At 69.1% G+C, this 22,555-nt stretch carries 23 protein-coding genes and 2 pseudogenes; 11 read left to right on the forward strand and 14 right to left on the reverse strand.

The features are described 5' to 3' along the window. The first annotated feature begins 230 nt into the window (after positions 1-230). The 3 genes from ACWPXK_RS15225 (at position 231) to ACWPXK_RS15235 (ending at position 2,239) form a co-directional block, all read left to right on the forward strand. Positions 231-857, forward strand: coding sequence for an alpha-ketoglutarate-dependent dioxygenase AlkB (locus ACWPXK_RS15225; protein WP_454196762.1), 627 nt, complete (start codon positions 231-233; stop codon positions 855-857). A gap of 78 nt (positions 858-935) precedes the next feature. Then, positions 936-1,385: an SgcJ/EcaC family oxidoreductase gene (locus ACWPXK_RS15230; RefSeq protein WP_454196763.1), complete on the forward strand. Its 450-nt coding sequence runs from the start codon at positions 936-938 to the stop codon at positions 1,383-1,385. A 140-nt stretch (positions 1,386-1,525) separates the two neighbouring features. Then, positions 1,526-2,239, forward strand: coding sequence for an HD domain-containing protein (locus tag ACWPXK_RS15235; RefSeq protein ID WP_454196764.1), 714 nt, complete (start codon positions 1,526-1,528; stop codon positions 2,237-2,239). Positions 2,240-2,297: 58 nt separating this feature from the next. On the opposite strand, the gene ACWPXK_RS15240 is transcribed toward ACWPXK_RS15235, so the two are convergent. Next, positions 2,298-2,894, reverse strand: coding sequence for a TetR/AcrR family transcriptional regulator (locus ACWPXK_RS15240; protein WP_454196765.1), 597 nt, complete (start codon positions 2,892-2,894; stop codon positions 2,298-2,300). A gap of 65 nt (positions 2,895-2,959) precedes the next feature. On the opposite strand from ACWPXK_RS15240, the gene ACWPXK_RS15245 reads away from it, so the two are divergent. Together ACWPXK_RS15245 and ACWPXK_RS15250 are read left to right on the forward strand one after the other, a co-directional pair. Then, entirely contained in the window at positions 2,960-3,943 is a 984-nt protein-coding gene (locus tag ACWPXK_RS15245; RefSeq protein WP_454196766.1) for a quinone oxidoreductase family protein, read from the forward strand. Between the two features lie 41 nt (positions 3,944-3,984). After that, on the forward strand, positions 3,985-5,151 hold the full coding sequence (locus tag ACWPXK_RS15250) for a serpin family protein (protein ID WP_454196767.1): 1,167 nt from the start codon (positions 3,985-3,987) through the stop codon (positions 5,149-5,151). A gap of 12 nt (positions 5,152-5,163) precedes the next feature. On the opposite strand, the gene ACWPXK_RS15255 is transcribed toward ACWPXK_RS15250, so the two are convergent. The 3 genes and pseudogenes from ACWPXK_RS15255 to ACWPXK_RS15265 all read right to left on the reverse strand — a co-directional run. Then, complete coding sequence (locus ACWPXK_RS15255; protein ID WP_454196768.1) at positions 5,164-6,393, reverse strand: FAD-dependent oxidoreductase; 1,230 nt, start codon at positions 6,391-6,393, stop codon at positions 5,164-5,166. 120 nt (positions 6,394-6,513) lie between these two features. Then, a complete protein-coding gene (locus ACWPXK_RS15260) occupies positions 6,514-6,627 on the reverse strand; it encodes a DUF4334 domain-containing protein (protein WP_454197052.1) in 114 nt (37 codons plus the stop codon). 28 nt (positions 6,628-6,655) lie between these two features. After that, a pseudogene (locus ACWPXK_RS15265) lies at positions 6,656-6,748 on the reverse strand (hypothetical protein); the annotation flags it as partial. On the opposite strand from ACWPXK_RS15265, the gene ACWPXK_RS15270 reads away from it, so the two are divergent. Further along, positions 6,747-8,015 carry an SLC13 family permease gene (locus ACWPXK_RS15270; protein WP_454196769.1) on the forward strand — a complete coding sequence of 423 codons (1,269 nt, stop codon included), beginning with the start codon at positions 6,747-6,749 and terminating at the stop codon, positions 8,013-8,015. The pseudogene ACWPXK_RS15265 and the gene ACWPXK_RS15270 overlap by 2 nt on opposite strands. A gap of 297 nt (positions 8,016-8,312) precedes the next feature. Here the strand turns inward: ACWPXK_RS15270 and ACWPXK_RS15275 are convergent, their stop codons facing one another. From ACWPXK_RS15275 to ACWPXK_RS15290, 4 genes are read right to left on the reverse strand one after another with little or no spacing between them, the layout of a single operon-like run. After that, positions 8,313-8,576: a YciI family protein gene (locus tag ACWPXK_RS15275; protein ID WP_454196770.1), complete on the reverse strand. Its 264-nt coding sequence runs from the start codon at positions 8,574-8,576 to the stop codon at positions 8,313-8,315. Further along, positions 8,573-9,082: a transcription antitermination factor NusB gene (gene nusB, locus ACWPXK_RS15280; RefSeq protein WP_454196771.1), complete on the reverse strand. Its 510-nt coding sequence runs from the start codon at positions 9,080-9,082 to the stop codon at positions 8,573-8,575. The genes ACWPXK_RS15275 and nusB overlap by 4 nt, the downstream gene beginning before the upstream one ends. A 35-nt stretch (positions 9,083-9,117) precedes the next feature. Continuing rightward, positions 9,118-9,681 carry an elongation factor P gene (efp, locus tag ACWPXK_RS15285; RefSeq protein ID WP_364330845.1) on the reverse strand — a complete coding sequence of 188 codons (564 nt, stop codon included), beginning with the start codon at positions 9,679-9,681 and terminating at the stop codon, positions 9,118-9,120. A gap of 48 nt (positions 9,682-9,729) precedes the next feature. After that, positions 9,730-10,857 carry a M24 family metallopeptidase gene (locus ACWPXK_RS15290; protein ID WP_454196772.1) on the reverse strand — a complete coding sequence of 376 codons (1,128 nt, stop codon included), beginning with the start codon at positions 10,855-10,857 and terminating at the stop codon, positions 9,730-9,732. Between the two features lie 224 nt (positions 10,858-11,081). On the opposite strand from ACWPXK_RS15290, the gene ACWPXK_RS15295 reads away from it, so the two are divergent. From ACWPXK_RS15295 to aroB, 5 genes and pseudogenes are all read left to right on the forward strand, one after another. Further along, on the forward strand, positions 11,082-11,555 hold the full coding sequence (locus ACWPXK_RS15295) for a prepilin peptidase (RefSeq protein ID WP_454196773.1): 474 nt from the start codon (positions 11,082-11,084) through the stop codon (positions 11,553-11,555). A gap of 261 nt (positions 11,556-11,816) precedes the next feature. Next, positions 11,817-12,662, forward strand: a complete 846-nt coding sequence (locus tag ACWPXK_RS15300; RefSeq protein ID WP_454196774.1) for a universal stress protein — start codon at positions 11,817-11,819, stop codon at positions 12,660-12,662. A gap of 99 nt (positions 12,663-12,761) precedes the next feature. After that, positions 12,762-13,970 (forward strand): chorismate synthase, encoded by a 1,209-nt coding sequence (aroC, locus tag ACWPXK_RS15305; RefSeq protein WP_454197053.1) that lies wholly within the window; start codon positions 12,762-12,764, stop codon positions 13,968-13,970. After that, positions 13,967-14,485, forward strand: a pseudogene (locus tag ACWPXK_RS15310) (shikimate kinase); the annotation flags it as partial. The gene aroC and the pseudogene ACWPXK_RS15310, both read left to right, overlap by 4 nt. 374 nt (positions 14,486-14,859) lie before the next feature. Then, on the forward strand, positions 14,860-15,981 hold the full coding sequence (gene aroB / locus ACWPXK_RS15315; protein WP_454196775.1) for a 3-dehydroquinate synthase: 1,122 nt from the start codon (positions 14,860-14,862) through the stop codon (positions 15,979-15,981). 93 nt (positions 15,982-16,074) lie between these two features. Here the strand turns inward: aroB and ACWPXK_RS15320 are convergent, their stop codons facing one another. From ACWPXK_RS15320 to alaS, 6 genes are read right to left on the reverse strand one after another with little or no spacing between them, the layout of a single operon-like run. Next, positions 16,075-16,554 (reverse strand): B-4DMT family transporter, encoded by a 480-nt coding sequence (locus ACWPXK_RS15320; RefSeq protein WP_454196776.1) that lies wholly within the window; start codon positions 16,552-16,554, stop codon positions 16,075-16,077. A 50-nt stretch (positions 16,555-16,604) separates the two neighbouring features. Then, a complete protein-coding gene (locus ACWPXK_RS15325; protein WP_454196777.1) occupies positions 16,605-16,937 on the reverse strand; it encodes a hypothetical protein in 333 nt (110 codons plus the stop codon). Positions 16,938-16,951: 14 nt separating this feature from the next. After that, a complete protein-coding gene (locus ACWPXK_RS15330; protein WP_454196778.1) occupies positions 16,952-17,779 on the reverse strand; it encodes a shikimate dehydrogenase in 828 nt (275 codons plus the stop codon). Beyond that, complete coding sequence (locus ACWPXK_RS15335; RefSeq protein WP_454196779.1) at positions 17,769-19,253, reverse strand: endolytic transglycosylase MltG; 1,485 nt, start codon at positions 19,251-19,253, stop codon at positions 17,769-17,771. Before ACWPXK_RS15335 ends, ACWPXK_RS15330 begins: the two co-directional genes overlap by 11 nt. Then, positions 19,250-19,813, reverse strand: a complete 564-nt coding sequence (ruvX, locus tag ACWPXK_RS15340) for a Holliday junction resolvase RuvX (RefSeq protein ID WP_454196780.1) — start codon at positions 19,811-19,813, stop codon at positions 19,250-19,252. The genes ACWPXK_RS15335 and ruvX overlap by 4 nt, the downstream gene beginning before the upstream one ends. After that, positions 19,813-22,482, reverse strand: a complete 2,670-nt coding sequence (gene alaS / locus ACWPXK_RS15345; protein ID WP_454196781.1) for an alanine--tRNA ligase — start codon at positions 22,480-22,482, stop codon at positions 19,813-19,815. Before alaS ends, ruvX begins: the two co-directional genes overlap by 1 nt. Between the last annotated feature and the right edge of the window lie 73 nt (positions 22,483-22,555).

A 22,555-nucleotide genomic window follows, 5' to 3' on the forward strand; every position in this document is an offset into this window, starting at 1 on the left:
GTCTTACGGCAAGCAGACTAGCAGCGCCGCGACCGACGTTTTCACCAGCCATATCGGGCTGTGAGCGGGGCCACGGCCGGGACGCGGGCGAGCCACATCGGATCCGAGTCGGCACATGGGGTCTCGCACCGACCGCCCCGGTGCGACTACCGCCGCGAACCTACCAAATGCGAACGACATTGACCGAAAACCGCTAGCACATATGTTCGATAGACGGTACGCTCGGCGACATGTCCGCACCATTGCAGGGATCGCTGCTGGACGGATTCGGTGACACCGAATTCGGGTCGCTTCGCGATATCCGCCGCACCACACTCGACCGTGGCGCCTGGGTGGATCTGTTGCCCGGATGGCTGTCCGGCGCCGACGCGCTGTTCGACCGGCTGGTCGCGTGCGTGCCGTGGAAGGCCGAGCGCAGGCCGATGTACGACCGGGTGGTCGACGTGCCCCGGCTGCTGAAGTTCTACGAGGAGCACGAACCACTGCCGGATCCCGCCCTGGCCGACGCGCGCACGGCCTTGTCCGAGCACTATCGGCACGAACTCGGTGAGCCGTTCCGCACGGCCGGACTGTGCTACTACCGGGACGGGCACGACAGCGTGGCCTGGCACGGCGACACCTTCGGCCGCGGCGCGACACACGACACCATGGTCGCGATCGTGTCGATCGGGGCACCGAGGGCGCTGCTGCTGCGACCGCGCGGTGGCGGGGCGAGTGTGAAATACGTCGTCGGACATGGCGACCTGCTGGTCATGGGCGGCTCCTGCCAGCGAACCTGGGAGCACGCCGTGCCGAAGACGCGCAAGCCCACCGGCCCACGGATCAGCATCCAGTTCCGTCCGCGCGGCGTGCGCTGACGTCCCGACCCACTGCGCGGCGGGCAACAGCGCGACACACTTGACCTGAACCACTGTTGAGGTCGGAAGCTCATCGGCATGAGCGCGACAGCATTCACACCGCCCTTGGTCGAGGACACGACGGCCGACCACACCGATGACGTCGCCGCGATCCGGCAGATCATCGCCAACGCCGAGACCGCGTTCAATACCAATGACGCCGACCTGCTGACCGGCGACTTCACCGCCAACGCGGCTGTCGTCAACGCGGTGGGCACGCTGATCACCGGTTTCGACGCACTCCTCGACGCGAACCGTCGCGGTCTGGCCGGTTTCCTGAAAGACCAGTACGCCCGCTACGAGGTGGCCGACATCACGTTCCTTCGACCCGACGTCGCGATCGCACACAAGCGCGCGTGGGCGACCACGGCCGACGGCGAGCCGCTCGACAACGACCACGCCATGATCGCGCTCTACGTCCTGGTCAAACAGGGCAATCGCTGGTACACGGCGGCCAGGCAGAACACCCTGGTGCCCAAGAACGAGTGATCACCGCACGAACGCGCGGATGTAGTGAGCGGGCGTCGCTCGGCCGCGGCGGCGCCGAGCGACGCCATGGAGGATTTTCCGCATTATCGATGCCGTGTCACCCGTTTTCGCTTGTCACTCGCTCCCGATAGCCTGGAATCATGAGCAATCCAGGGGCGGGGGTCTTGGCCGTGATGCCGCTGCACACGATCAGCGAGGTTTACGGCGAGGCCGGGCTGCGCGAACGGCTACTGCTGGAAATCGCCGATCTGCCGGACACTCCACGGCTCGCCGCGGCGCTCGATCTCGCGGCCGACCTGCATCGCGACGATCGTTACGGACGCGAGCCGTACCTCAGTCATCTACTGCGGGTGGCGATTCGGATCATCAGCTACTACGAGGTCCGGGATCCGGACGTGGTCGCGGCGGGCCTGCTGCACGACTCGGTCGAGGATCACGCCACGGAGCTGGCCGCCGACCGTCCTGGCCCGACCGTGGACGCCGCACTCGGCACGCTCACCGACCGGTTCGGTGAACGAGTGGCCGACCTGGTGGCCGCCGTGACAAATCCGGAACCCGACCCGTCGCGGGATCGGCAGTCCCAGTACCGCGAGCACGTCGCGACCAATCTGGACCGCGACCCGTGGGCCCGCGTCATCAAATTCTCCGACTTCACCGACAACGGTGTCGGCATTCTCTACGCCACCGGTCCCGCGATGCCCAGGCTCGCCGCCAAGTACCGCCCGCTCACCGCGGTGTACCGCGACCTGGTCACCCGGCCGGATACACCCCTGGCCGACCACGTCCGGCAGCACATCCTCGACCAACTCGACCGCGCGGACGAGCGCTTCGACGCCATTCTCGCGCGCGACTGATCGGAGGTTCCCGCTGCGCAGTGGAAGGCCCTGATACCGGCCGCCTTGGCGTGAACGCTCACGGCGCGCGCAGCACCGACTCGACCAACTCGCGGACCGCGGCCAGCAATCGATCGGTCTCGCCCGCGCGGACCATCCGCGGCACCAGCTCGCCGCTGAGGGTGCCGAGCAGCAGCCGACCGACCACCTCGGCGTCCAGGTCGGGACGGGCTTCGCGCAGCAGCGTGGTGATGTGTTCGTCCCAGAACGCGTGGAACTCCGCGGTCCGCGGATGCGGCGGCACGGTGCGATAGGCGACCATCAGCTCGGAATTGTCGATCACCAGCCGCGTCATCGCGTCGAAGTAGGCGATCAGGCGAGCATCGGCGGGCGCGCCGGGACCCAACGGCGGCGGGCCGCTGGTGATCGCGTCCATGAGCGTGAGCGCGCTCTCGGCGACCATTTCGTGCAGCAGTCCGGCGCGATTGCCGAAACGATGGAAGATCGTCCCCTTTCCCACCCCGGCGGCGGCTGCCACGCGATCCATGGTGATCGCCCCGGCGCCGTGCTCGGCCAGCAGAGCGGCGGTGGCGTCCAGGATCGCGCGCCGGTTGCGCGCCGCATCCACCCGTTCCTTCGGCCGTTCGCCGCCCATCGCACCCGCTTTCCTGGACAACTTGACCGACGGTCCATATTCTCGGGCGAGACAACTGGACCGACAGTCAAGTTATGGAGTTCGTGATGCAGGCAATCGTAATGACGGGCATCGGAGGCCCGGAGGTACTGCTCGCACAGGAGGTCCCGAGGCCACGGCCGGGCGCAGACGAGGTGGTGATCCGCGCCGAGGCGATCCCTGTGCTGTTCCCGGAGATCAAGTTGCGCTCCGGGGAGTTTCCGCTGGGCGCCCCGCTGCCGCTGATCTTCGGTTTTCAAGCGGCGGGCGTGGTCACCGAAGTCGGCAGCCGAGTCGACCCCGCACTGATCGGGCAGCGCGTGGTCGTGGCGACCAAAGGTTTCGGCGCGTACGCCGAATTCGTCGCCGCACCAGCGGATTCGGTGACGTTCATTCCGGACGGGCTGTCCGCGGTAGACGCGGCGGCGGTGCTGATGAACGGCTCGGTGGCGATTCCGCTCCTGGAGACCGCCGGGTTGACCGGAGCGGAGACCGTCCTCATCGAGGCCGCCGCGACCGGCATCGGCAGCGCTCTGACCCAGCTGGCGAAGGAATACGGTGCGGCCCGCGTCGTCGCGACGGCCGGTGGCCCGGCAAAGGCGGCGCAGGCTCGTAAGCTGGGCGCCGATGTGGTGATCGACCACAGCGCCCCAGCGTGGACCACGCGGTTGCGCGAAACCCTCGGCGGCGCAACGGTGGACGTGGTCTTCGATGCGATCGGCGGTGCGAGCGCCGCCGAACTGCTCGATCTCATGACACCATTGCGCGGCCGGATGCTCGGCTATGGCTGGTTGTCCGGTGCCCCGGCGCAGGTGTCCGCAAGTGATCTGGTCCCGCGGGGGCTCACCTTCACCGGCTGCGCCGGACCGGACTGGCTGGCACGGGTCGCCGAGGCGGGCACCGCCGTTCTGGCCCGCGCCGCAGCGGGCCGGCTGGATTCGCCGGTCGAGGCAGTGCTGCCACTGGACCAGGCAAGCCGCGCACACCGGCTGCTGGAGGATCGAACACCGCTGGGCAAGATCGTGCTGCGGCCGGAGCCCGGCGTGTCGTAGGAACGACGCGAGGCCGGCGCCGCCGCGGATAGTGTGGGGTCGTGCGGACTTCCCTGGAACCCCATGTCGGCGCGGCCAATGCGCTCACCGCTCGATGGTGTGCGGTGGTGGACCACAACGACTTCGTGGTGTCCGGCGCGGGTGTGTGGCCGTTGCTGGCCCTGCTCGCGTCGGCGGCTGAGGGTTCGGCGCGGGACGAACTCGCAGCGGCGATCGGAGTGCCCGCGGCGATCGGGCAGGACGGGGCGCTGCGGTTGCTGCGCGATATCGATCGCGCGGAGGCGGTGTCGGCCGCACTCGGAATGTGGGTGCGCAACGATCTTCCGCTGCACGAGGACTGGGCGAGTCGGCTGCCCGCGGGCGTCCTCGCACGGCTGGCCGGGCAGGCCGAGCTCGACAGCTGGGCGGCCGAGCACACCGAGGGGCTCACCGAGCGATTCCCCCTCTCCGTCAATCCCGACACGCTGATGGTGCTCGCCACCGCGCTCGTCGCGAAGACCCGGTGGCGTGTGCCGTTCGACGTCGGGATGCTGACGCCCGAAGACGGTCCGTGGCAGGGGCATCGTGGTCCCGGGTTGTCCCGGATCAGCACCGACCTCACGAACGCCGCGATTCTGGACGCGCCGCAGCCTGTTACGCGCGTCGTGGTCGAAGGTAGCGCCGATCTCGACGTCCACCTCCTGCTCGGTCCGGGGACACCTGGCACCGTGCTCGGAACCGGCCTCGCCGCCTTGTCGGACGCGGTGCCGATCCGCACCGGCCTGCCGGTCGGGACCGAAGGGCCAGGGCTCACCGTGCACACCGAGCCGGTCCGCGCCAACGCCGACCAGCTGCGAATTCGGCTGCCACCGTTCGAGGTTCGATCGACCCACGATCTGCTCGCCGGACCCGGACTGTTCGGACTGACCACCGCGACGGATTGCGACAGTGGTCATTTCCCCGCGATATCTCCCATGCCACTGTGCGTCGGCCAAGGGGCTCAAGAGGTCCTGGCCCGGTTCAGCCATGAGGGTTTCGAAGCCGCCGCGGTGACCGCGTTCGGCTTGCGCGCGGCGAGCGGGGCACTCCAGAGCCACCAGGCGACCGTCATCTCGGTGACGTTCGACCGGCCCTTCGGCTTCCTCGCCGTGCACCGCCCCACGGGTCTCGCAGTCGTCGCGGGATGGATTGCCACCCCACCCACTTCATCTCCCACCGGTTCGGTGTAGCGCAGCTGCCGATCAAACACAGCGCGCGAAGTGTGGTGCGTGTTCGGGTCGTATGCCGCGGGCGATCAGGAACGGCGGCACGCTGCGCAATACGGGAATTCGGCGCAGGACGCGGACCGGCATGGGGGCGCGAGGCGCACCGGCGATATCGATGCGTCCGTCGAGGGCGGGGGCGATGGCCCAGGCGTGCAGGAAGCGTTGCATCCCCTGTGTCACCACCGTCGGGAACCGCCGCCGTCGCTGCACCTTCGCCAGATCCTTGGTGCCCACCGTGCCGGAGAGCAGTGGCGCGGCGAGAATTCTCGCCGCGGCGACGGCGTCCTGTACGGCCAGATTGATGCCGACACCACCGGCCGGGGACATGGCATGGGCGGCATCGCCGAGGCAGAGCAGGCCGTTGGTGTACCACTTGGTCAGACGGTCGAGCTTCACCTCCAGCAGCTTCACCTGATCCCAACTGGTCAAGGCGTCGACACGGTCACGAAGCCAGGGTGCGGCGTCGGCCAAGGTGCGCATGATGTCCTCGACCGGCCCGCGGCGAGCGGACTCGTCAGCGCCCTTGGCGATCAGGGTCGCGCACTGCCAGTAGTCGCCGCGGTCGAGCAGGACCGCGACCCGCCGGGCGGTGACGATCGGCAGCGCGCCCGCGGGGTCGATCTCGGTGCGCGGCAGGCGGAACCACCACACATCCATCGGCGTCGACCATTTGCGGGTCGGCAGTCCCGCCGCCGAACGCAGCACTGAGCCGCGACCGTCACAGGCCACCGTGAGATCGGCTTCGATCGCGCCGGTAGCGCCGTCCATGGTCCGGTAGGTGACGCCGCCGACCCTGCCGTCGATCCAGATCAGATCGGTGGCCTCGGTGTTCATCCGGAGCCGGAAGGCCGGCTCGGCCTCGGCGGCGCGCGCGAGCAGATCCAGCAGATCCCACTGCGGCACCATGGCGATGTACTTGTGCTTGCCCGGCAGGTGTTTCAGTGTGACGAAGGTCTGCACGCCACCCGCGACCGGCAGTTGCACCTGATCCAGTTTGCGCGCTGGCAGTTTCGCGAATTCCGCGCCGAGCCCTAGTTCGTCGAGCAGGTCCAGGGTGGTGGGATGCACGGTGTCGCCGCGGAAGTCCCGCAGGAAGTCCTTGTGCTTCTCCAACACCGTGACCTGGACTCCTGCGCGGGCCAACAGCAGTCCGAGGATCATTCCGGCCGGTCCCCCACCGACCACCAGGCAGGTCGTACGTTCCATCGACTGTCCCTTCCTCGGTCGCGCATCGCCGCAAAGGTGTCGCTGTTCGCGCAAAATCCTAGTGCGGTGCGAGCGATGCCGGACCTGGATCGGCGACGGTCGTCCGGTTCGGCGGCAACCTCACCCGATCTCCCGGTGCAGGACGAAGAAATACGGCTCGGCCATGCCGCGCAGGTCCATCGCGCCGAGCAGGGTGTGCTCGTCCGCGCGCCGGAAGTGATCGATGATCGGCAGGGTGGTCGTAGATCATGGCGGCGCTGGTCACGCCGCGGTATTCCACCTCGCGCAGGCGCGCGGTCGGCGACCTGCTGCCCAGGCCGATACGCCGAGGGCGCGGTCGAGATACTGCCATCATGTCGGATGTGCTCGAACAGGTCGATTCCACCGATCGCACCCCGCCCGCGCAGGCCACCGCTGCGCCGTCCGGACCGGCACCGCGGCTCGGCGTGTTGGACTGGGTACGACTGGGATTGCTGCTCGCCGGTCTGCTGTGCGTGATCACCGGACTGCTGCCCCACGACGACGCCGTCGCGAACATGCGCCGAATCAGCCCGCTGCTGCTGTTTCTGGGCAGCGTGATCGTGCTGGCCGAACTCACCAGGCAGGCCAAGGTTTTCGACGCCATCGCCCATCGCCTGGCGATCCTCGGTCGCGGTTACTACCCCGCTCTGTTCGTCCTGTGCGTGCTGTTCGCCTCGGCCACCACCATCCTGCTGAATCTCGACACCACGGCCGTACTGATCACCCCGGTGATGCTGGCGCTGGCGGCGCCGGCCCGAATTCCGCCGCTGCCACTGGCCATGACCACGCTGTGGCTGGCCAACACCGCAAGCCTGCTGCTGCCGGTCTCCAATCTCACCAATCTGCTCGCCGCGGATCGGGTGGCGCTCACCGCAACGGATTTCGCGACGCGAATGTGGGCGCCGCAAGTGGTTTCCATTGCTGCGACGATGGTCTGCCTGTGGCTCTGGTATTGGCGGCGTGGGCGACGCGAGAGCGATCGCTATGTGCCGCCCGAGCCGATCCGACCCGTGAATTTCCGGGAGCGCGCACTACTTTTCACCACCACGGGGGCCTGCCTGCTGTTCATCCTCGCGATTCCCCTCGTCGGCGACCACATCGGCATCGCGGCCACTGCGGCGGCGGGCATCGCGGTGGCCGGTTTCGCGGTCTTCGACCGCAGTGCCTTGCGGCTGTCGCTCATCCCTTGGCGGCTGCTCGTTTTCGTGGTCGGCCTGTTCCTGGTGGTGCCCACCCTGAGCCGATTCGGCCTCGCCGATCTGATGCACGCCTTGATCGGCACCGACGGCGGCGCGTCCGGCGCGTACCGGGCCGCCGCCGCGGGCGCCGCGCTCTCCAACGTCGCCAACAACCTCCCCGCCTACACCGCAGGAGAGGCGGTGATCCCGGCGGGAAACGGCAATCAGCTTCTCGCGCTGCTGATCGGGGCGAATATCGGCCCCATCGTCACGCCGTGGGCATCGCTCGCCACCCTGCTCTGCCTGGAGTTCTGTCGCACCCATGACGTCCGGGTCCCGATGACGCGCTTCGTGCTCACCGGCCTCGCCCTCGCCGTCGTCGCCACGACGGGCGCCGTCGCGGCGCTACTGGTGATGGGTTGAGCAGCTGCTTCCCCTTCGCCCCCTTGACCTCGAGCGCGGTCGAGGTACAAGGATCGGACCGAGGTCGAATCGAGAAACTCTTCCCGATTCGATCTCGCACGCCGAACCACCCGGTCCGGTGGGGCTCCCGCTGGTCCGTTCGTACACCCCCAGCGGGAGTCACGCGTGTACGCCGAATCGTGCTGCGGCATAGAACCCGAACTACTGTCCGCCGTCAACGGCTGCGAAAAGAACAGCCGCACAGCCGCGGCTTGCCGCTTGATGCGGCCGACCGGCAACTGGGCGGCTGTCGTGGGTTCAGACGGAGACGGTGATCTCCCACTCGTAGACCGTCAACTCCGAGGAGCCGGTGGTGTGGACCGGGTCGGCGAAGACGATCTCCCATGCGGCGTCCAGGTTTTCGGCTCGGATGACGTAGGCGCCGCCGGTGCCGTCGGTGAATTTGCCGCTCTCGACCAGCTGACCACGCGCGAGCAACCCATTGAGGAACTCCCGGTGCGGTTCGATCACGGCGGCGTCGAAGCGCGGCGTACGCATGGCCAGCACCAGGTACTTGTTCACGCCTCGGGCTCCCGGCGGGGGGCGCGGGTAGCGGCCGCCGCGGCGCGCACCTGCGGCGCCACCAGGACGACCTGGCCGAGCACACCGTTGACGAAGGACGGCGAGTCGTCGGTGGACAGCTCCTTGGCCAACTCCACCGCCTCGTCGACGGCGACGACCGGTGGGACGTCGGTCGCGTGGAACAACTCCCACACCGCGATGCGCAGAATCGCGCGATCCACGGCCGGAAGCCGCGACAGGGTCCAGTCCTGCAGGTACGACTCGATGGTGCCGTCCACCCGGTCGAGGTCGTCGGCGACGCCCTCGACCAGGGTGCGGGTGTAGGCGTGCACCGGCGCAACGGACTGATCGCGGGTGGCCAGCTCGGCGCGCTCGTCGAGCAGTTCGGCGGCGTCGACGTCCCTGGCCTCCGCCTCGAACAGCAGATCCACCGCACGCCGGCGGGCCTTGTGCCGAGCGCCGAGCTTCTTGTACGCGGACTTCTTGTCCACGGGCTGTTCCGCCACGGTCACATTATCCCGGATCGGCTGGTCCCGGGGGATCAGGCGTTGACCCGGCCGAGGTAGCTGCCGTCGCGCGAGTCGATACGCAGCTTGTCGCCGGTGTTGATGAACAGCGGGACCTGGACCTCGGCGCCGGTCTCCAGGGTCGCCGGCTTGGTGCCGCCGGTGGAGCGGTCGCCCTGCAGACCGATATCGGTGTGGGTGACCTCGAGCTCGACCGAAACCGGCAACTCCACATACAGCGGCGCGCCCTCGTGCGTGGCGACCTGCACCGTCATGTTCTCCAGCAGGAAACGGGCTCCGCTGCCGATGGTCTCCTCGGCGATGGAGATCTGGTCGAAGGTCTCGCCGTCCATGAAGACGTAGTCGGTGCCGTCGTGGTAGAGGTAGGTCATGTCGCGGCGGTCGACGCTGGCGGTCTCGACCTTCACACCGGCGTTGAAGGTCTTGTCGACCACCTTGCCGGACACGACGTTCTTCAGCTTGGTCCGCACGAAGGCGGGGCCCTTGCCCGGCTTGACGTGCTGGAATTCGACGATCTGCTGGAGCTGGCCGTCGATCTTCAGCACAAGGCCGTTCTTGAAGTCGCTGGTGTCCGCCACTGTCTTCGGATCTCCTCGTTCTACCACTTGGTCTCGGGCCGACCGGCGTCAGTCGACGACGGTCAAGTCTTTGCTGGTGTGGGTGAGCAGTTCCGGGCCCCCTTCGCGCACCACGAGCGTGTCCTCGATCCGGACTCCGCCGCGGCCGGGAAAGTACACACCTGGTTCGACGGTCACCGCCACGCCAGACAGAAGTGTACCGGTTCCGGTTTTCGCGATTCCGGGCGCTTCGTGGATCTGCAACCCCACCCCGTGCCCGAGACCGTGCACGAACAACTTGCCGTGCCCGGCGGCCTCGATCACCGCCCGCGACGCCGCGTCGACGTCGGCCACCGGCACCCCGGGGCGCAGCGCCTCGCGCCCGGCCCGCTGCGCCTGCTGGACCAGCTCGTACACCTCCCGCTGCCAGTCGGTCGGCGCGCCGAGCACGAAGGTGCGGGTCATGTCCGAGTGGTAGCCGCCGACCACGGCGCCGAAGTCCAGCTTGACGAAGTCGCCCGCCGCCAGCACGGCTTCGGTCGGGCGGTGATGCGGGACAGCCGAGTTCGCTCCGGTCGCCACGATGGTCTCGAACGACACCGCTTCGGCGCCGTGCTCGAACATGGCCCATTCCAGATCTCGGGCCACCTGACGTTCGGTGCGGCCGGGACGCAGTCCGCCCCGTTCCAGCAGCGTGGCGAGACCGGCGTCGGCCGCCGCGCACGCCGCCCGCAACCGTTCGACCTCGTAGGCGTCCTTGACCATGCGCAGCTGCTCGACCAGTGCCGGCGTCGCGACAAGCTCCAGGCCGGTCCGCTGCTCCAGAAAGCCGCGATGCTGCTCGACGGTGACGACGTGGCTTTCGAAGCCGACCCGGCCGAGTTGCCACTCCCCCGCCAATTGCACGATCCGGCGCGCGGTGGCCCGCGCGATCTCCGCCCGCAGATCCGGGACCTGCTCGGCGACTTGGGTGCGGTACCGGCCGTCGGTGCCGATCACGCTGCGGTCCTCGGCGGTGCGCGTGTCCCAGGAGTGCACGAGCAGCGCCGCGTTGGAACCGGTGAACCCGGTCAGGTACCTGATGTTCACCAGATCGGTGACCAGCAGGGCGTCCACCCTGTTCTCCACCAGCAGGCTGCGCAGCGCTCCACGCCGTGCCGCGTAGTCGGGCGCATGGCCCTGGTGATCGGAACACATGGGTCAAAACTACCGCCGACACGCCGCGGGCCGACACGCAACACGTGCTCGATGCGCCGCCCGCCGGTCCCGATCGCCCGTTGGGCGACAGAATAGGCTGGCGCCCAAGGTATTTCGTCTGCGAAGACGACAGTGCGGAGCATTCGCTGTTCACATTCGCTCATGTTGTGCACATTTCGGCCCGGCGCGACTTCCGGGCACCGGCGCGGGGCGAGGGTGGAGGTATGTCTCCTTTCGCGTTCACCGCCCTCGCCGCCTGGTGTGCGGCATTGACCGTGGCCGACCTCCGGGAACGACGCCTTCCGAACAGACTGACCGGTTTCGGTGCCCTGGCGGTGCTCGGATACGCCCTGATCACAGGGCAATTCACGGTCGCGGCACTCGGTGCGGCATTCCTCGCTACGCCGTATCTGCTGGTCCACCTGGCCGCGCCCGCCGCGATGGGCGCGGGGGACGTCAAACTCGCGCTCGGCCTGGGTGGGGCGGCCGCGCTCGGCGGCGCCCAGGCGTGGGTCTGGGCGGCGCTCGGCGCACCCGCGCTCACGGTCTGCATCGCGGTCGCGGCGCTGGCCGCTCGGCACCTGCGCACGTCGGACATCGGTGGCCCGGCCGGCACGCGGTGCACCGTGCCGCACGGACCATCGATGTGCCTGTCCACGTTGCTCGTCCTCGTATCGCCGGTCATGGACTCGGGCTGAGCGGCGCTGTCGCGGCACCGACGAGCCACGTTCGAGGCGCGAGCAGGGCAACACGATGGGCCGGATGGTGAAGCCAGCAAATACAGCGCAATTCATCGGTACCATCAACCGCAGGCAACGACTTCCCGAGCAGCCGCTCGAGCTGCGGTAGCGAGGTGCGGCCCTCGGCGAGTTGCCGCTCGAGTGCGCCAGGACAGCGATGCAGCGTCGAGAAGGAGCCGCCGAGTGAATCCGAGGCATCCATCGCGGAGGCCGATCGTCGTGGGAACCGACGGGTCCGCCGAGTCGATCGTCGCGGTGCGCTGGGCGGCACAGACCGCCGCTCTGCACGACGCGCCCCTGCACATCCAGCTCGTCATGGAGTCGTCGCCGGGTTCCGACACCGACAATCCGCCGCGTCCGGCCGCGCTGCTGCGGGTGCGGGAAGCGGATGAGGCGATCGAACGCGCCGCGAACGCGGCCGAAGCCGCCGCGCACGTGATCCGTGATATCGCCATCGGCACCGAGATCCGCACCGCGCACATCGCCACCGCCCTGATCGAGCGCTCCCGGAACGCGGCGATGCTCGTGGTTGGCACGCGCGGTATCGGCCGGATCCAGCGGGTGCTGCTGGGATCGGTCAGCACGGCCGTCGCGCGAGACGCGGACTGCCCGGTCGCCGTGGTGCCCGCCGAGGCGCCGCTGTGGGACCGGGCGAGCACCTGCCCGGTGGTCGTCGGGGTGGACGGTTCGGGCGCCGAGCAGGCCGCCATCGAGGTGGCCGTGACCGAGGCATCCCTGCGCGGGGTCGAACTGGTGGCGGTGCACACCTGGGGCGAGATCGAGCCGCCTGCGGCGAGCGGCGGCGACCGGACGGCGCTGCGCCGGACCGAGGAAGCGGTGCTGGCCACGAGCCTGGCCGGATGGCAGGAGCGGTACCCGGAGGTGCCCATTCGGCGTGAGGTGGTGCGCGACCGTGCCGAGCGCCGTCTGCTCGAACGCTCGCGCGACGGCCAGCTGCTCGTCGTGGGCAACCGCGGTCGCGGTGTCCTGGGCCGTCTGCTGTTCGGCTCGGTCGGCGAGACACTGCTGCGGTCGGTGGATCGCGCCATCGTGATCGCCCGCTGATCCGCCCCGTGCCGCGCGTACCGTCCTGCCGCCGACGTGGGCGTCGTCACGGCGGGCCGAGTTCCGGAGCGCGGGCGCCGACATGGGAAGATGGACGACGTGCTGCGTTGGATAACTGCCGGAGAATCCCATGGTCCCGCTCTCGTCGCCATCCTCGAGGGGATGGTGGCGGGCGTCGAGGTGACATCCGAGGAGATCTCCGCGCAGCTGGCGCGCCGCAGGCTGGGATACGGGCGCGGCGCACGGATGAAGTTCGAGGCCGACAAGGTCACCGTCATCGGCGGCGTGCGGCACGGACGCACGATGGGCGGCCCGATCGCCATCGAGGTCGCGAACTCCGAGTGGCCGAAGTGGGTCACGGTGATGTCGGCCGACCCGGTGGATCCGGCCGAACTCGCCGAGCTGGCTCGCAACGCTCCGCTGACCCGGCCCCGCCCCGGGCACGCCGACTATTCCGGCATGCTCAAGTACAACTTCGACGACGCCCGCAACGTGCTCGAGCGGGCCAGCGCCAGGGAGACCGCGGCGCGCGTGGCGGCGGGCACCGTGGCACGCAACTTCCTGCGCCAGGCGTTCGGCGCCGAGGTCGTTTCGCATGTGGTCTCCATCGGCACCGCGCAGAACACGACGGGCATCGTGCCGACCGCCGCCGATCTCGCCGCGGTGGACGAGAGCCCGGTGCGCGCGTTCGACAAGGATGCCGAAGCGGCGATGATCGCCGAGATCGAGGCGGCCAAGAAGGACGGCGACACGCTCGGCGGCGTGGTCGAGGTGGTCATCGAGGGTCTTCCGGTCGGTCTCGGCTCGTTCACCAGCGGCGAGAACCGCCTGGACTCGCGCCTCGCGGCCGCGCTCATGGGTATCCAGGCCATCAAGGGCGTCGAGGTCGGCGACGGCTTCGAGACCGCACGCCGCCGCGGCAGCCAGGCGCACGACGAGATGCGGCCCGGTCCGGACGGCGTACTGCGCTCCACCAACCGCGCGGGCGGCTTGGAAGGCGGCATGACCAACGGCGAGGCGCTGCGCGTGCGTGCGGCGATGAAGCCGATCTCCACGGTGCCGCGCGCGCTGTCCACGGTCGACATGACCACCGGCGCCGAAGCGGTGGCCATCCATCAGCGCTCGGACGTGTGCGCCGTGCCCGCCGCGGGTGTGGTCGCCGAGTCCATGGTGGCGCTGGTCGTGGCGCAAGCCGCGCTGGAGAAGTTCGGCGGCGACTCGCTCACCGAGACGGCCGAGAACATCACCAGCTACGTCAAGCGCATCAGCACCCGCCCGCACGTGCCCGCGGACAGTCGGTCGCAATGATCGTGCAGACCGATCCGCGCGCCCCGCGCGTGGTGCTGGTCGGACCGCCGGGAGCGGGGAAGTCCACGATCGGCCGCAAGCTCGCCAGGGAACTCGGCGTCGAGCTGTACGACACCGACGCCGGCATCGAGCGCGAGACCGGTCGGACCATTCCGGAGATCTTCGCCGAAGACGGTGAGCCCGAATTCCGCAGGATCGAAGAGCGGGTGGTGCGTCGCGCCATCCTGGCCGAGCGCGGCGTCGTCTCGCTCGGCGGCGGCGCGGTGCTGTCCGCGGACACCAGGGCGTTGTTGCGCAACCGCACCGTCGTCTACCTGGAAATCAGTGTGGCCGAGGGCCTTCGGCGTACCGGAGCGAGCACGCAGCGGCCGCTGCTCAACAGCGCGGATCCCGGCACGAAGTACCGCGAGCTGATGCGCACCCGCCGCCCGCTCTACCGTGAGGTGGCCACCGTCCGGGTACGCACCGACGGCCGCAGCCCGGGCCGGGTGGTGCGGATGATCATGTCCAAGCTCGGCATGGAACCGGCCGAGCGCGCCGGGACCGAGCCCGGTCTCCGGCCGCCGTCCAGCGGAATCCCGCAGGGCAGCAGCCGGTCCAGGGCCCGGCGCCGCGCCAGAGCCAGGTCCGCCGCTCGGCGCAGGGCCGCGGAGCAGGGCGAGACCACCGATACCGCGGCCGGTCCCGCGCAGGAATCCGGCGCCACCACATCCGCTCGTGTCCGTCGCGCGCGTAGGGCGGTCACCACGAGCGAACCCGATGCCACCGGCGGGGTGGGTACCGGTGACCCGTCAGCAGGCGGCCGAACCAGGCGTGCCCGCGCACGCCGTGCCCGCGCCCGGGCACGGCAGCAGTCGACAACAGCACCAACAGAATCGGAGCAAGCCACGTGACAGAGCCGAGTCGTCTCGAAGTCCGGACCGCCGACCCGTACCCGGTGATCATCGGCCGCGGGTTGCTCGGCGAACTCGTCGAGTCGGTCACCGGCGCGACCACGGGCGTGCGCACCGTGGCGATCTTCCACCAGCCGCCGCTCACCGAGACCGCCGAGGTGGTGCGCAAGGCGTTGGCCGACACCGGCATCGACGCTCACCGGATCGAGATCCCGGACGCCGAGGCGGGCAAAGACCTCGCCGTCGCCGGATTCTGCTGGGAGGTGCTCGGGCGCATCGGCTTGACCCGCAACGACGTCGTGGTCAGTCTCGGCGGCGGCGCGGCGACCGACCTGGCCGGTTTCGTCGCCGCCACCTGGATGCGCGGGGTGCGCATCGTGCATGTGCCGACCACGCTGCTCGCCATGGTCGACGCGGCGGTCGGCGGCAAGACCGGCATCAACACCGAGGCAGGCAAGAACCTCGTCGGCTGCTTTCACGAACCCGCCGCCGTGCTGGTCGACCTCGCCACGCTGGAAACGGTCCCGCGCAACGAGATCGTGGCGGGCATGGCCGAGATCATCAAGGCCGGTTTCATCGCCGATCCGGTGATCCTCGACCTCGTGGAGCGTGATCCGGAGGCCGCCCTCGACCCGGCCGGTGCGGTGCTGCCGGAACTGATCCGCCGCGCGATCCAGGTGAAGGCCGACGTCGTGGCGGCGGACCTGAAGGAGTCCAGCCTCCGCGAGATCCTCAACTACGGTCACACTCTCGGCCACGCGATCGAGCGGCGGGAGCGCTACCGCTGGCGGCACGGCGCGGCGGTCTCCGTCGGTCTGGTCTTCGCCGCCGAGCTCGGCCGCCTCGCCGGGCGGCTCGACGACGCCACCGCCGACCGGCACCGCGCCATCCTGTCCGCCGTCGGGTTGCCGACCAGCTACGACGCCGACGCGCTGCCCCAACTGTTGGACGCTATGCAGACCGACAAGAAGACCCGCTCCGGCGTGCTGCGCTTCGTCGTGCTCGACGGCTTGGCGAAGCCCGGTCGCCTGGAAGGGCCCGATCCGACCCTGCTGGCGGCCGCGTACTCGGCGATCGCTCGCGAGGACAGCCCCAGCGGCGGCGCGGTCCTGCTGTAAGCCGGGGTCGGAGTGCGCATGGCTGGGCCGCGCGCACTGCTGGCGGATACGCGAACGGCGCGCCCCACTCGGGACGCGCCGTTCGCCGTCGGCTCAGACCGCGGTGCCGGCTGCGGAGTACATCGACGGCGGCGCGGACCGACCCTTGCCGCCCTGCCGCTCGGCGAGCATGCGCCCGATGCCGACGCCGATCAGCGCGGGCACGAAGATCAGCAGGATGATGAACGACGCGCCCGCCGTCACTTCGAAGAGCAGGCCGTTGTCACCGAGGTCGAACCGGGGCAGCAAGTCCAGGACCCAGGCGACTAGACCGCTGCCGACACCACCCGCGACAGCGGCCTTCAGCCACAGCAGGGTCAGATCGGCTCCGCGTTCCGGGTCCGGGCTGGTGACACGGTCCTTGCGACCGTCGAGCACACCCCAGGCCACGATGGCCGCGACCAGCACGATCAGGCAGAGAATACGCATCAGCGCGCCGTGCGTCGGCCAGTACGCCATCGCCAACCCGAGCGCGACACGCATCGCTACCACCAGCGCGCCGAGCACCACTGCCCGCAACACCCAAGCATTCATGCGAAACACCATAGCTGTGTTTTTTGGTAGCGCCTACGGCTCTAGATGTGTCAGTTGGACGGAACCCAGAGGTCGTACCTACCGCTACCGTCGTTTCGCTGAACGCACTGCGCCTGGTCATTCCAGAGCGGCGCGTCCTTCAGACAGCTCGCCAGCGAGACGTTCGACGCCGAAGATACGCATTGGAACCCCCACCGCGGCTGCTCCGATGCGCAGCCATTGGCTTTTGCCGAGGACTGTCCGCCGAACACGAACGCAGACGCGGCGATCGCCATCGCGGCGGCAACCCAGATTCGAATGAACATAACGCTCCCCCTCCGTTGAAACACGTTGGAGAGCAGAATAATACGGCTGTCATGGCGGCGGAAGAGCATGACCGCCACGAGCAGAACTGGTATCAGGTTTCGGGTCGCTGCCCCTCGTCCAGCGCCGCCGCCATCTCCGCGCGCGGCGCAGGCTGCCCGGTGAACAGCTCGACCTGCCCGTATGCCTGGTTCAGCAGCATCTGCAGACCGCTGACCACCGTGTGCCCGGCCCGCGCCACCGCCTCGGCCAGCGGTGTCGGCCAGGGGTTGTAGATCGCGTCCAGGACCACCGGGGCGGCTGCCACCGAAGGGCCGACGACCGCAGCCGCTGGGGCGGGGACGGTGCTGACCACGGCACCCGCCGACGCACAGATCGCCTGAAGAGGCTGAGCATCGAATCCGGCCAACGACGCGATCATCCCCAGCCGCTCGGCAAGTTCCAGAGCACTGCGTGCCCGTCCGGCGTCCCGTGCCACCACGGTCACCGACTTCGCGCCCAGCTCCGACAAGGCCAGCAGGGCGGGCCGCGCGGTGCCGCCCGCACCCAGCACCACGCCCTCGGTCACCTCGGTGACACCACCGCCGCGGAGCGCGCCGAGCACACCGTCCACATCGGTGCAGTCGGCCAGCCAGCCTGCGTCGGTGCGAACCAAGGTGTTGGCCGATCCGACCAGCACGGCCCGGTCGGTACGCTGATCCGCGTAGGCCAGTGCCGCTTCCTTGCCGGGCATGGTCACCGAGAGGCCGACCCATTCCGGCCCGAGCCCGTCGACCAACCCGGGCAACTGCTCGGCCGAGCATTCGATGCGCTCGTAGCTCCAGTTCAGCCCGAGCGCGCGATACGCGGCCAGGTGCAGTTGTGGCGATCGCGAGTGCGCGATCGGCTTGCCGAGCACCGCCGCCTTGCGACTATCGGCCACCGTTGTCCTTGGAACTGTCGAGAATGCCGCTGCGCTGCGCGCGTGCGATCAGGCGCAGATGCTCCTGATAGTCGTCGGTGAACATGGTGGTGCCCTGCTTGTCGACGGTGACGAAATACAGCCACGGCCCCGGCTCCGGATTCTCCATGGCACGCAACGCGTTCAACGACGGCGCGGCGATCGGGGTCTGCGGCAGGCCACGCATCGCATAGGTGTTCCAGGCGGTTTCCTGGGCGCGGTCAGCGTCGGTGGTCGCCACCTCGGTGCGATCCAGGGTGTAGTTCACCGTCGAGTCGAACTGCAGCATCTGATCGACCCGCAGCCGGTTCACGATCACCCGTGCCACCTTGCCCATGTCCTGGGGTTTCGCCTCACGTTCCACCAGCGAGGCGGCGACCAGCGTCTCATACGGCGTCAGTTTCGTGTCGGCACCGGACTGCAGCAGTCCGGTGGATTCGTAGCTCTTCGCGCTCGCGGTCACCAATTGCCGCAGGATCTCCTCCGGCGTCCCACTCGGATCGAAATCCCAAGTGCCCGCGGCGATGAGGCCTTCCAGCTGCCTTGTCCGGTCCGGGCAGTCCCTGACACCCTGCATCGCCCACGCGGGCACCCCGAGCGCAGGCAAGTCCAGACTCGCGCCCGCGGCATCGAGCTGTTCGTAGGTCACGCACTTCTGGTTGGCGCCGGTGCCGATGCAGCTGGCCTCCGCGATCTTGCGGTAGATGCCGTCATACCGCCCACCGGTGCTCATGTCGTGTTGGTCGTGCAGCAGCCGTCCCTCGGAGACGACCAGGTTCCCGACCCTCGACTGCTTGCCGACCAGCGCGGACACCGCCTCGGCGGCGGGGCTGCGGCTGGGGATGGCGTAGAAGCCGGGCTGCACCGTGCTCATGCTCGAATTGCGCACGGCCGCTTCGTAGAACGCGCCCGTGCTCGCGACCACACCACGTTCGACCATGGTCGCGGCGATCTGCTGGGCGGTGTCGCCGGGGTGCACCTGCACCACCACCAGCGGTCCGGCCGGACCGGCGTAGTCGTCCGGGGCGCCGAGGCTGTCGACGAGCTTCATCCCCGCGAAGGCCGCGGCGCCGGCGAACAGGAGTAGGAAGACGCCGGCGACGATCCATAGGTTCCTGCGCCGCCGTTTACGCTCGACGGCCTTGCGCGAGGCGGCGCGGGAACGCCTGCCGCGCCGCGGCCGGGTGGGGCTTTCCGGCTGGACGCGCTTGGGGCGGCGTGGCGTCTCCTGCCGAGCGGCCCTCGGGCGCTGCCCGCCGCGGCGCGGGGCGGGCGGTGGCGGCGCGGGTGGCTCGTCGTCGTCATCCACGTAGCGCGGGATGACAGCGGTGTCGTCGTCGTAGTCGTCGTACGCGTCGTCCTCGTGCGCGGCCCAGGCCTGTTCGTCTCTGCGGTAACGCCGATCAGCTTCGCGCTGTCGGAACAGTTCCTCGGCCCGCGCCCACCGATCCGTCATGCATCGTCTCCGGACGACGCAGAACGTCCCGTTTCCACCGACCTCAACACCGCACTCCGTTCGTCCAACCATCCTTGCAGGATCGACACGGCCGCCGCCTGATCGATTACCTGCCGCTGGCCACGCGCGCGAACTCCACTGTCCCGCAATGCACGTGCAGCTGACACCGTAGTCAAACGTTCGTCGGAAAGCCGGACCGGCACCGGAGCGACGGCGGCTCGCAATCTTTCAGCGAATGCGGTCGCCAGCGTAGCGGCAGTGCCCTTCTCCCCGCGTAATGTTCGCGGTAATCCAACGATGACCTCGACGGCTTCGTACTCCCGCACAATCTCGGCAATTCTTCCGATATCGGGTGCGGGGGCGGTGCGCTGCCGCTGTTTCGCCCGCGGCACGGTCTCCACCGGCGTGGCGAGAATGCCGTCGGGATCGCACGCGGCGACCCCGATCCGGACACTGCCGACGTCGACACCGATCCGCCTGCCTCGACCGGGATCGGTGGCAGGATCCGGACGGTCGGCGCCGCGGCGCGCCGACCTCTCCGGTTCTTCGGAGTCGCCCATCACCCGGCTAGTTCGGCCACCCGCGCGCGGACCGCGGCGAGGCCCGCCGGAATGCCCGAGGGATCCGATCCGGCGCCTTGGGCCATCTCCGGCTTGCCGCCGCCCCGCCCGGCGATGCTCGGGCCGAAGCTGCCGACCAGATCCCCGGCTTTGATGCCGAACTCCTGGGCGGGCTTGTTCACGGCGACCACGAACGGCACCTTGCCGTCGGTGTTGCCGAGCAGCACCACCACGGCGGGCTCACTACCGAACCGGCCGCGGATATCGGTGGCCAGCGTCCGCAGATCGCCCGCGGGCACCCCTTCCGGCGCGGCCACGGCGACCAGCAGCAGGCGACCGATCCGCTCGGCCTCGTCGGCGAACTTGCCCGCCGAGGAGAGCACCGCGGCCATCTTGGTGCGCTCGAGCTCCTTCTCGGCCGCCTTGAGCCGCTCCACCAACTGCTCGACGCGCCCGGGCACCTCTTCCGAGGGCACCTTCAGCGCGGAGGCGATACCGGCCAGCAGCGCACGCTCCTTGGCCAGGTACTTGTAGGAGTCCAGGCCGACGAACGCCTCGACACGGCGCACGCCGGAGCCGACCGACGACTCGCCGAGCACCGTGATCGGGCCGATCTGCGAGGAATGCTCCACGTGCGTGCCACCGCACAGCTCCATGGAGAACGGGCCACCGATCTCCACCACGCGGACCTGGTTGCCGTAGTTCTCGCCGAACAGGGCGAGCGCGCCCATCTGCTTGGCCTTCGGCAGGTCGGTCACGAAGGTGTTCACCGGGAAGTCGGAGCCGACCGCGTCGTTGGACACGGCCTCGATATCGGCCTTCTGCTGTTCGGACAGCTGGCCCTGCCAGTTGAAGTCGAAGCGCAAATAGCCCGGCTTGTTCAGCGAGCCCGCCTGCACCGCGTTCGGGCCGAGCACCTGCCGCAGGGCGGCATGCACCATGTGCGTGCCGGAGTGCCCCTGGGTGGCCCCGCGCCGCCAGGCCGGGTCGGCCTGCGCGAGGACGACATCGCCCTCGGTGATCTGGCCGTGTTCCACCGTGGTCTTGTGCACCCACAGCTTCTTGGCGATCTTCTGCACGTCGTTCACGCGCAGCTTCAGTCCGGAGGAAGCGGTGATGGAGCCGCGGTCGGCGATCTGGCCGCCGGATTCGGCGTAGAGCGGGCTGCGGTCCAGGATCACCTCGACGTCCTGGCCCGTGGTCGCGGCCGGTACCCGCACGCCGTCGGCGATCAGCGCGAGCACGGTGGCTTCGGAGGTGAGTTCGTCGAACCCGGTGAACTCGGTGGCGCCGCGGTCGACGAGCTCCTTGTAGATCGTGAGGTCCGCGTGCGCGTGCTTGCGGGCCTGGGCGTCCTCCTTGGCACGCTGGCGCTGCTCGGCCATGAGCGAGCGGAAGCCTTCCTCGTCGACCGACAGTCCGGCCTCGGCGGCCATCTCCAGGGTCAGATCGATCGGAAAGCCGTAGGTGTCGTGCAGGGTGAACGCGTCCGACCCGGCGATCGTCGTGCCGCCCTTGGCCTTCACCGCGGCGGCGGTGTTGTCGAACAGGGTGGAGCCGGTGTTCAGCGTCTTGAGGAACGCCGTCTCCTCGCCGACCGCGACGGTCTCGATGCGGCGGAAGTCGGTGGCCAGCTCCGGGTAGGAGGGGGCCATCAGGTCGCTCACGACCTTCATGAACTCGCTCATCACCGGCTTCTCGGCGCCGAGCAGCCGAGCCGAGCGCACGATGCGGCGCAGCAGGCGGCGCAGCACGTAGCCGCGGCCGTCATTGCCCGGGTTGACGCCGTCGGAGATCAGCATGGCGGCGGTGCGGGCGTGATCGGCGATCACGCGGAAGCGCACGTCGTCCTCGTGCTGCACGCCGTAGGAGCGTCCGGTCAGCTCCTCGGCCTTGTCGATGATCGGGCGCAGCAGGTCGGTCTCGTAGACGTTGTCCACGCCCTGCAGCAGCAAGGCGATCCGCTCGACGCCCATACCGGTGTCGATGTTCTTCTTCGGCAGCGACCCGACCGGCGGGTGACCCAGCTTCGGGCTCAGCTCGCCGCGGATGTCCTGCATGAAGACGAGATTCCAGATCTCGAGGTAGCGGTCCTCGTCAGCGACCGGGCCGCCGTCGCGGCCGTGCTCGGGACCGCGGTCATAGTAGATCTCCGAGCACGGACCACCCGGGCCGGGCACGCCCATGTCCCAGTAGTTGTCCTTGCCGTCGCGGAACTGGATACGCTCCGCGGGAATGCCCGCGACCCGCTTCCAGATCTCGGCCGTCTCCGGGTCGTCCTGGTACACGGTCACCCAGATCCGCTCGGGATCGAATCCGTAACCGCCTTCGTCCTGCGGCTTGGCGATCAGTTCCCAGGCGAGGGTGATCGCCCCCTCCTTGAAGTAGTCACCGAAGGAAAAATTCCCCGCCATCTGGAAGAACGTATTGTGCCGCGTCGTGACGCCGACCTCTTCGATGTCGCCGGTGCGCACGCATTTCTGCACGCTGGTCGCCCGCGCGTAGGGCGGCGCTTCCTGACCCAGGAAGTACGGCTTGAACTGGACCATGCCTGCGTTGACGAACAGCAGGTTCGGATCGGCCAGGATCAGCGAGGCACTCGGCACCTCGGTATGGCCGGCACGGAGGAAATGGTCCAGGAAACGCCGTCGGATCTCGTGGGTCTGCACAAATATCCAGCCTACCGGTGCGGTGCACGCGAATATTCATCGCCCGGGGGCCGCGGCGCGTCCGCGCGTAAGC

It is taken from the genome of Nocardia sp. Marseille-Q1738 (genome assembly GCF_965283145.1).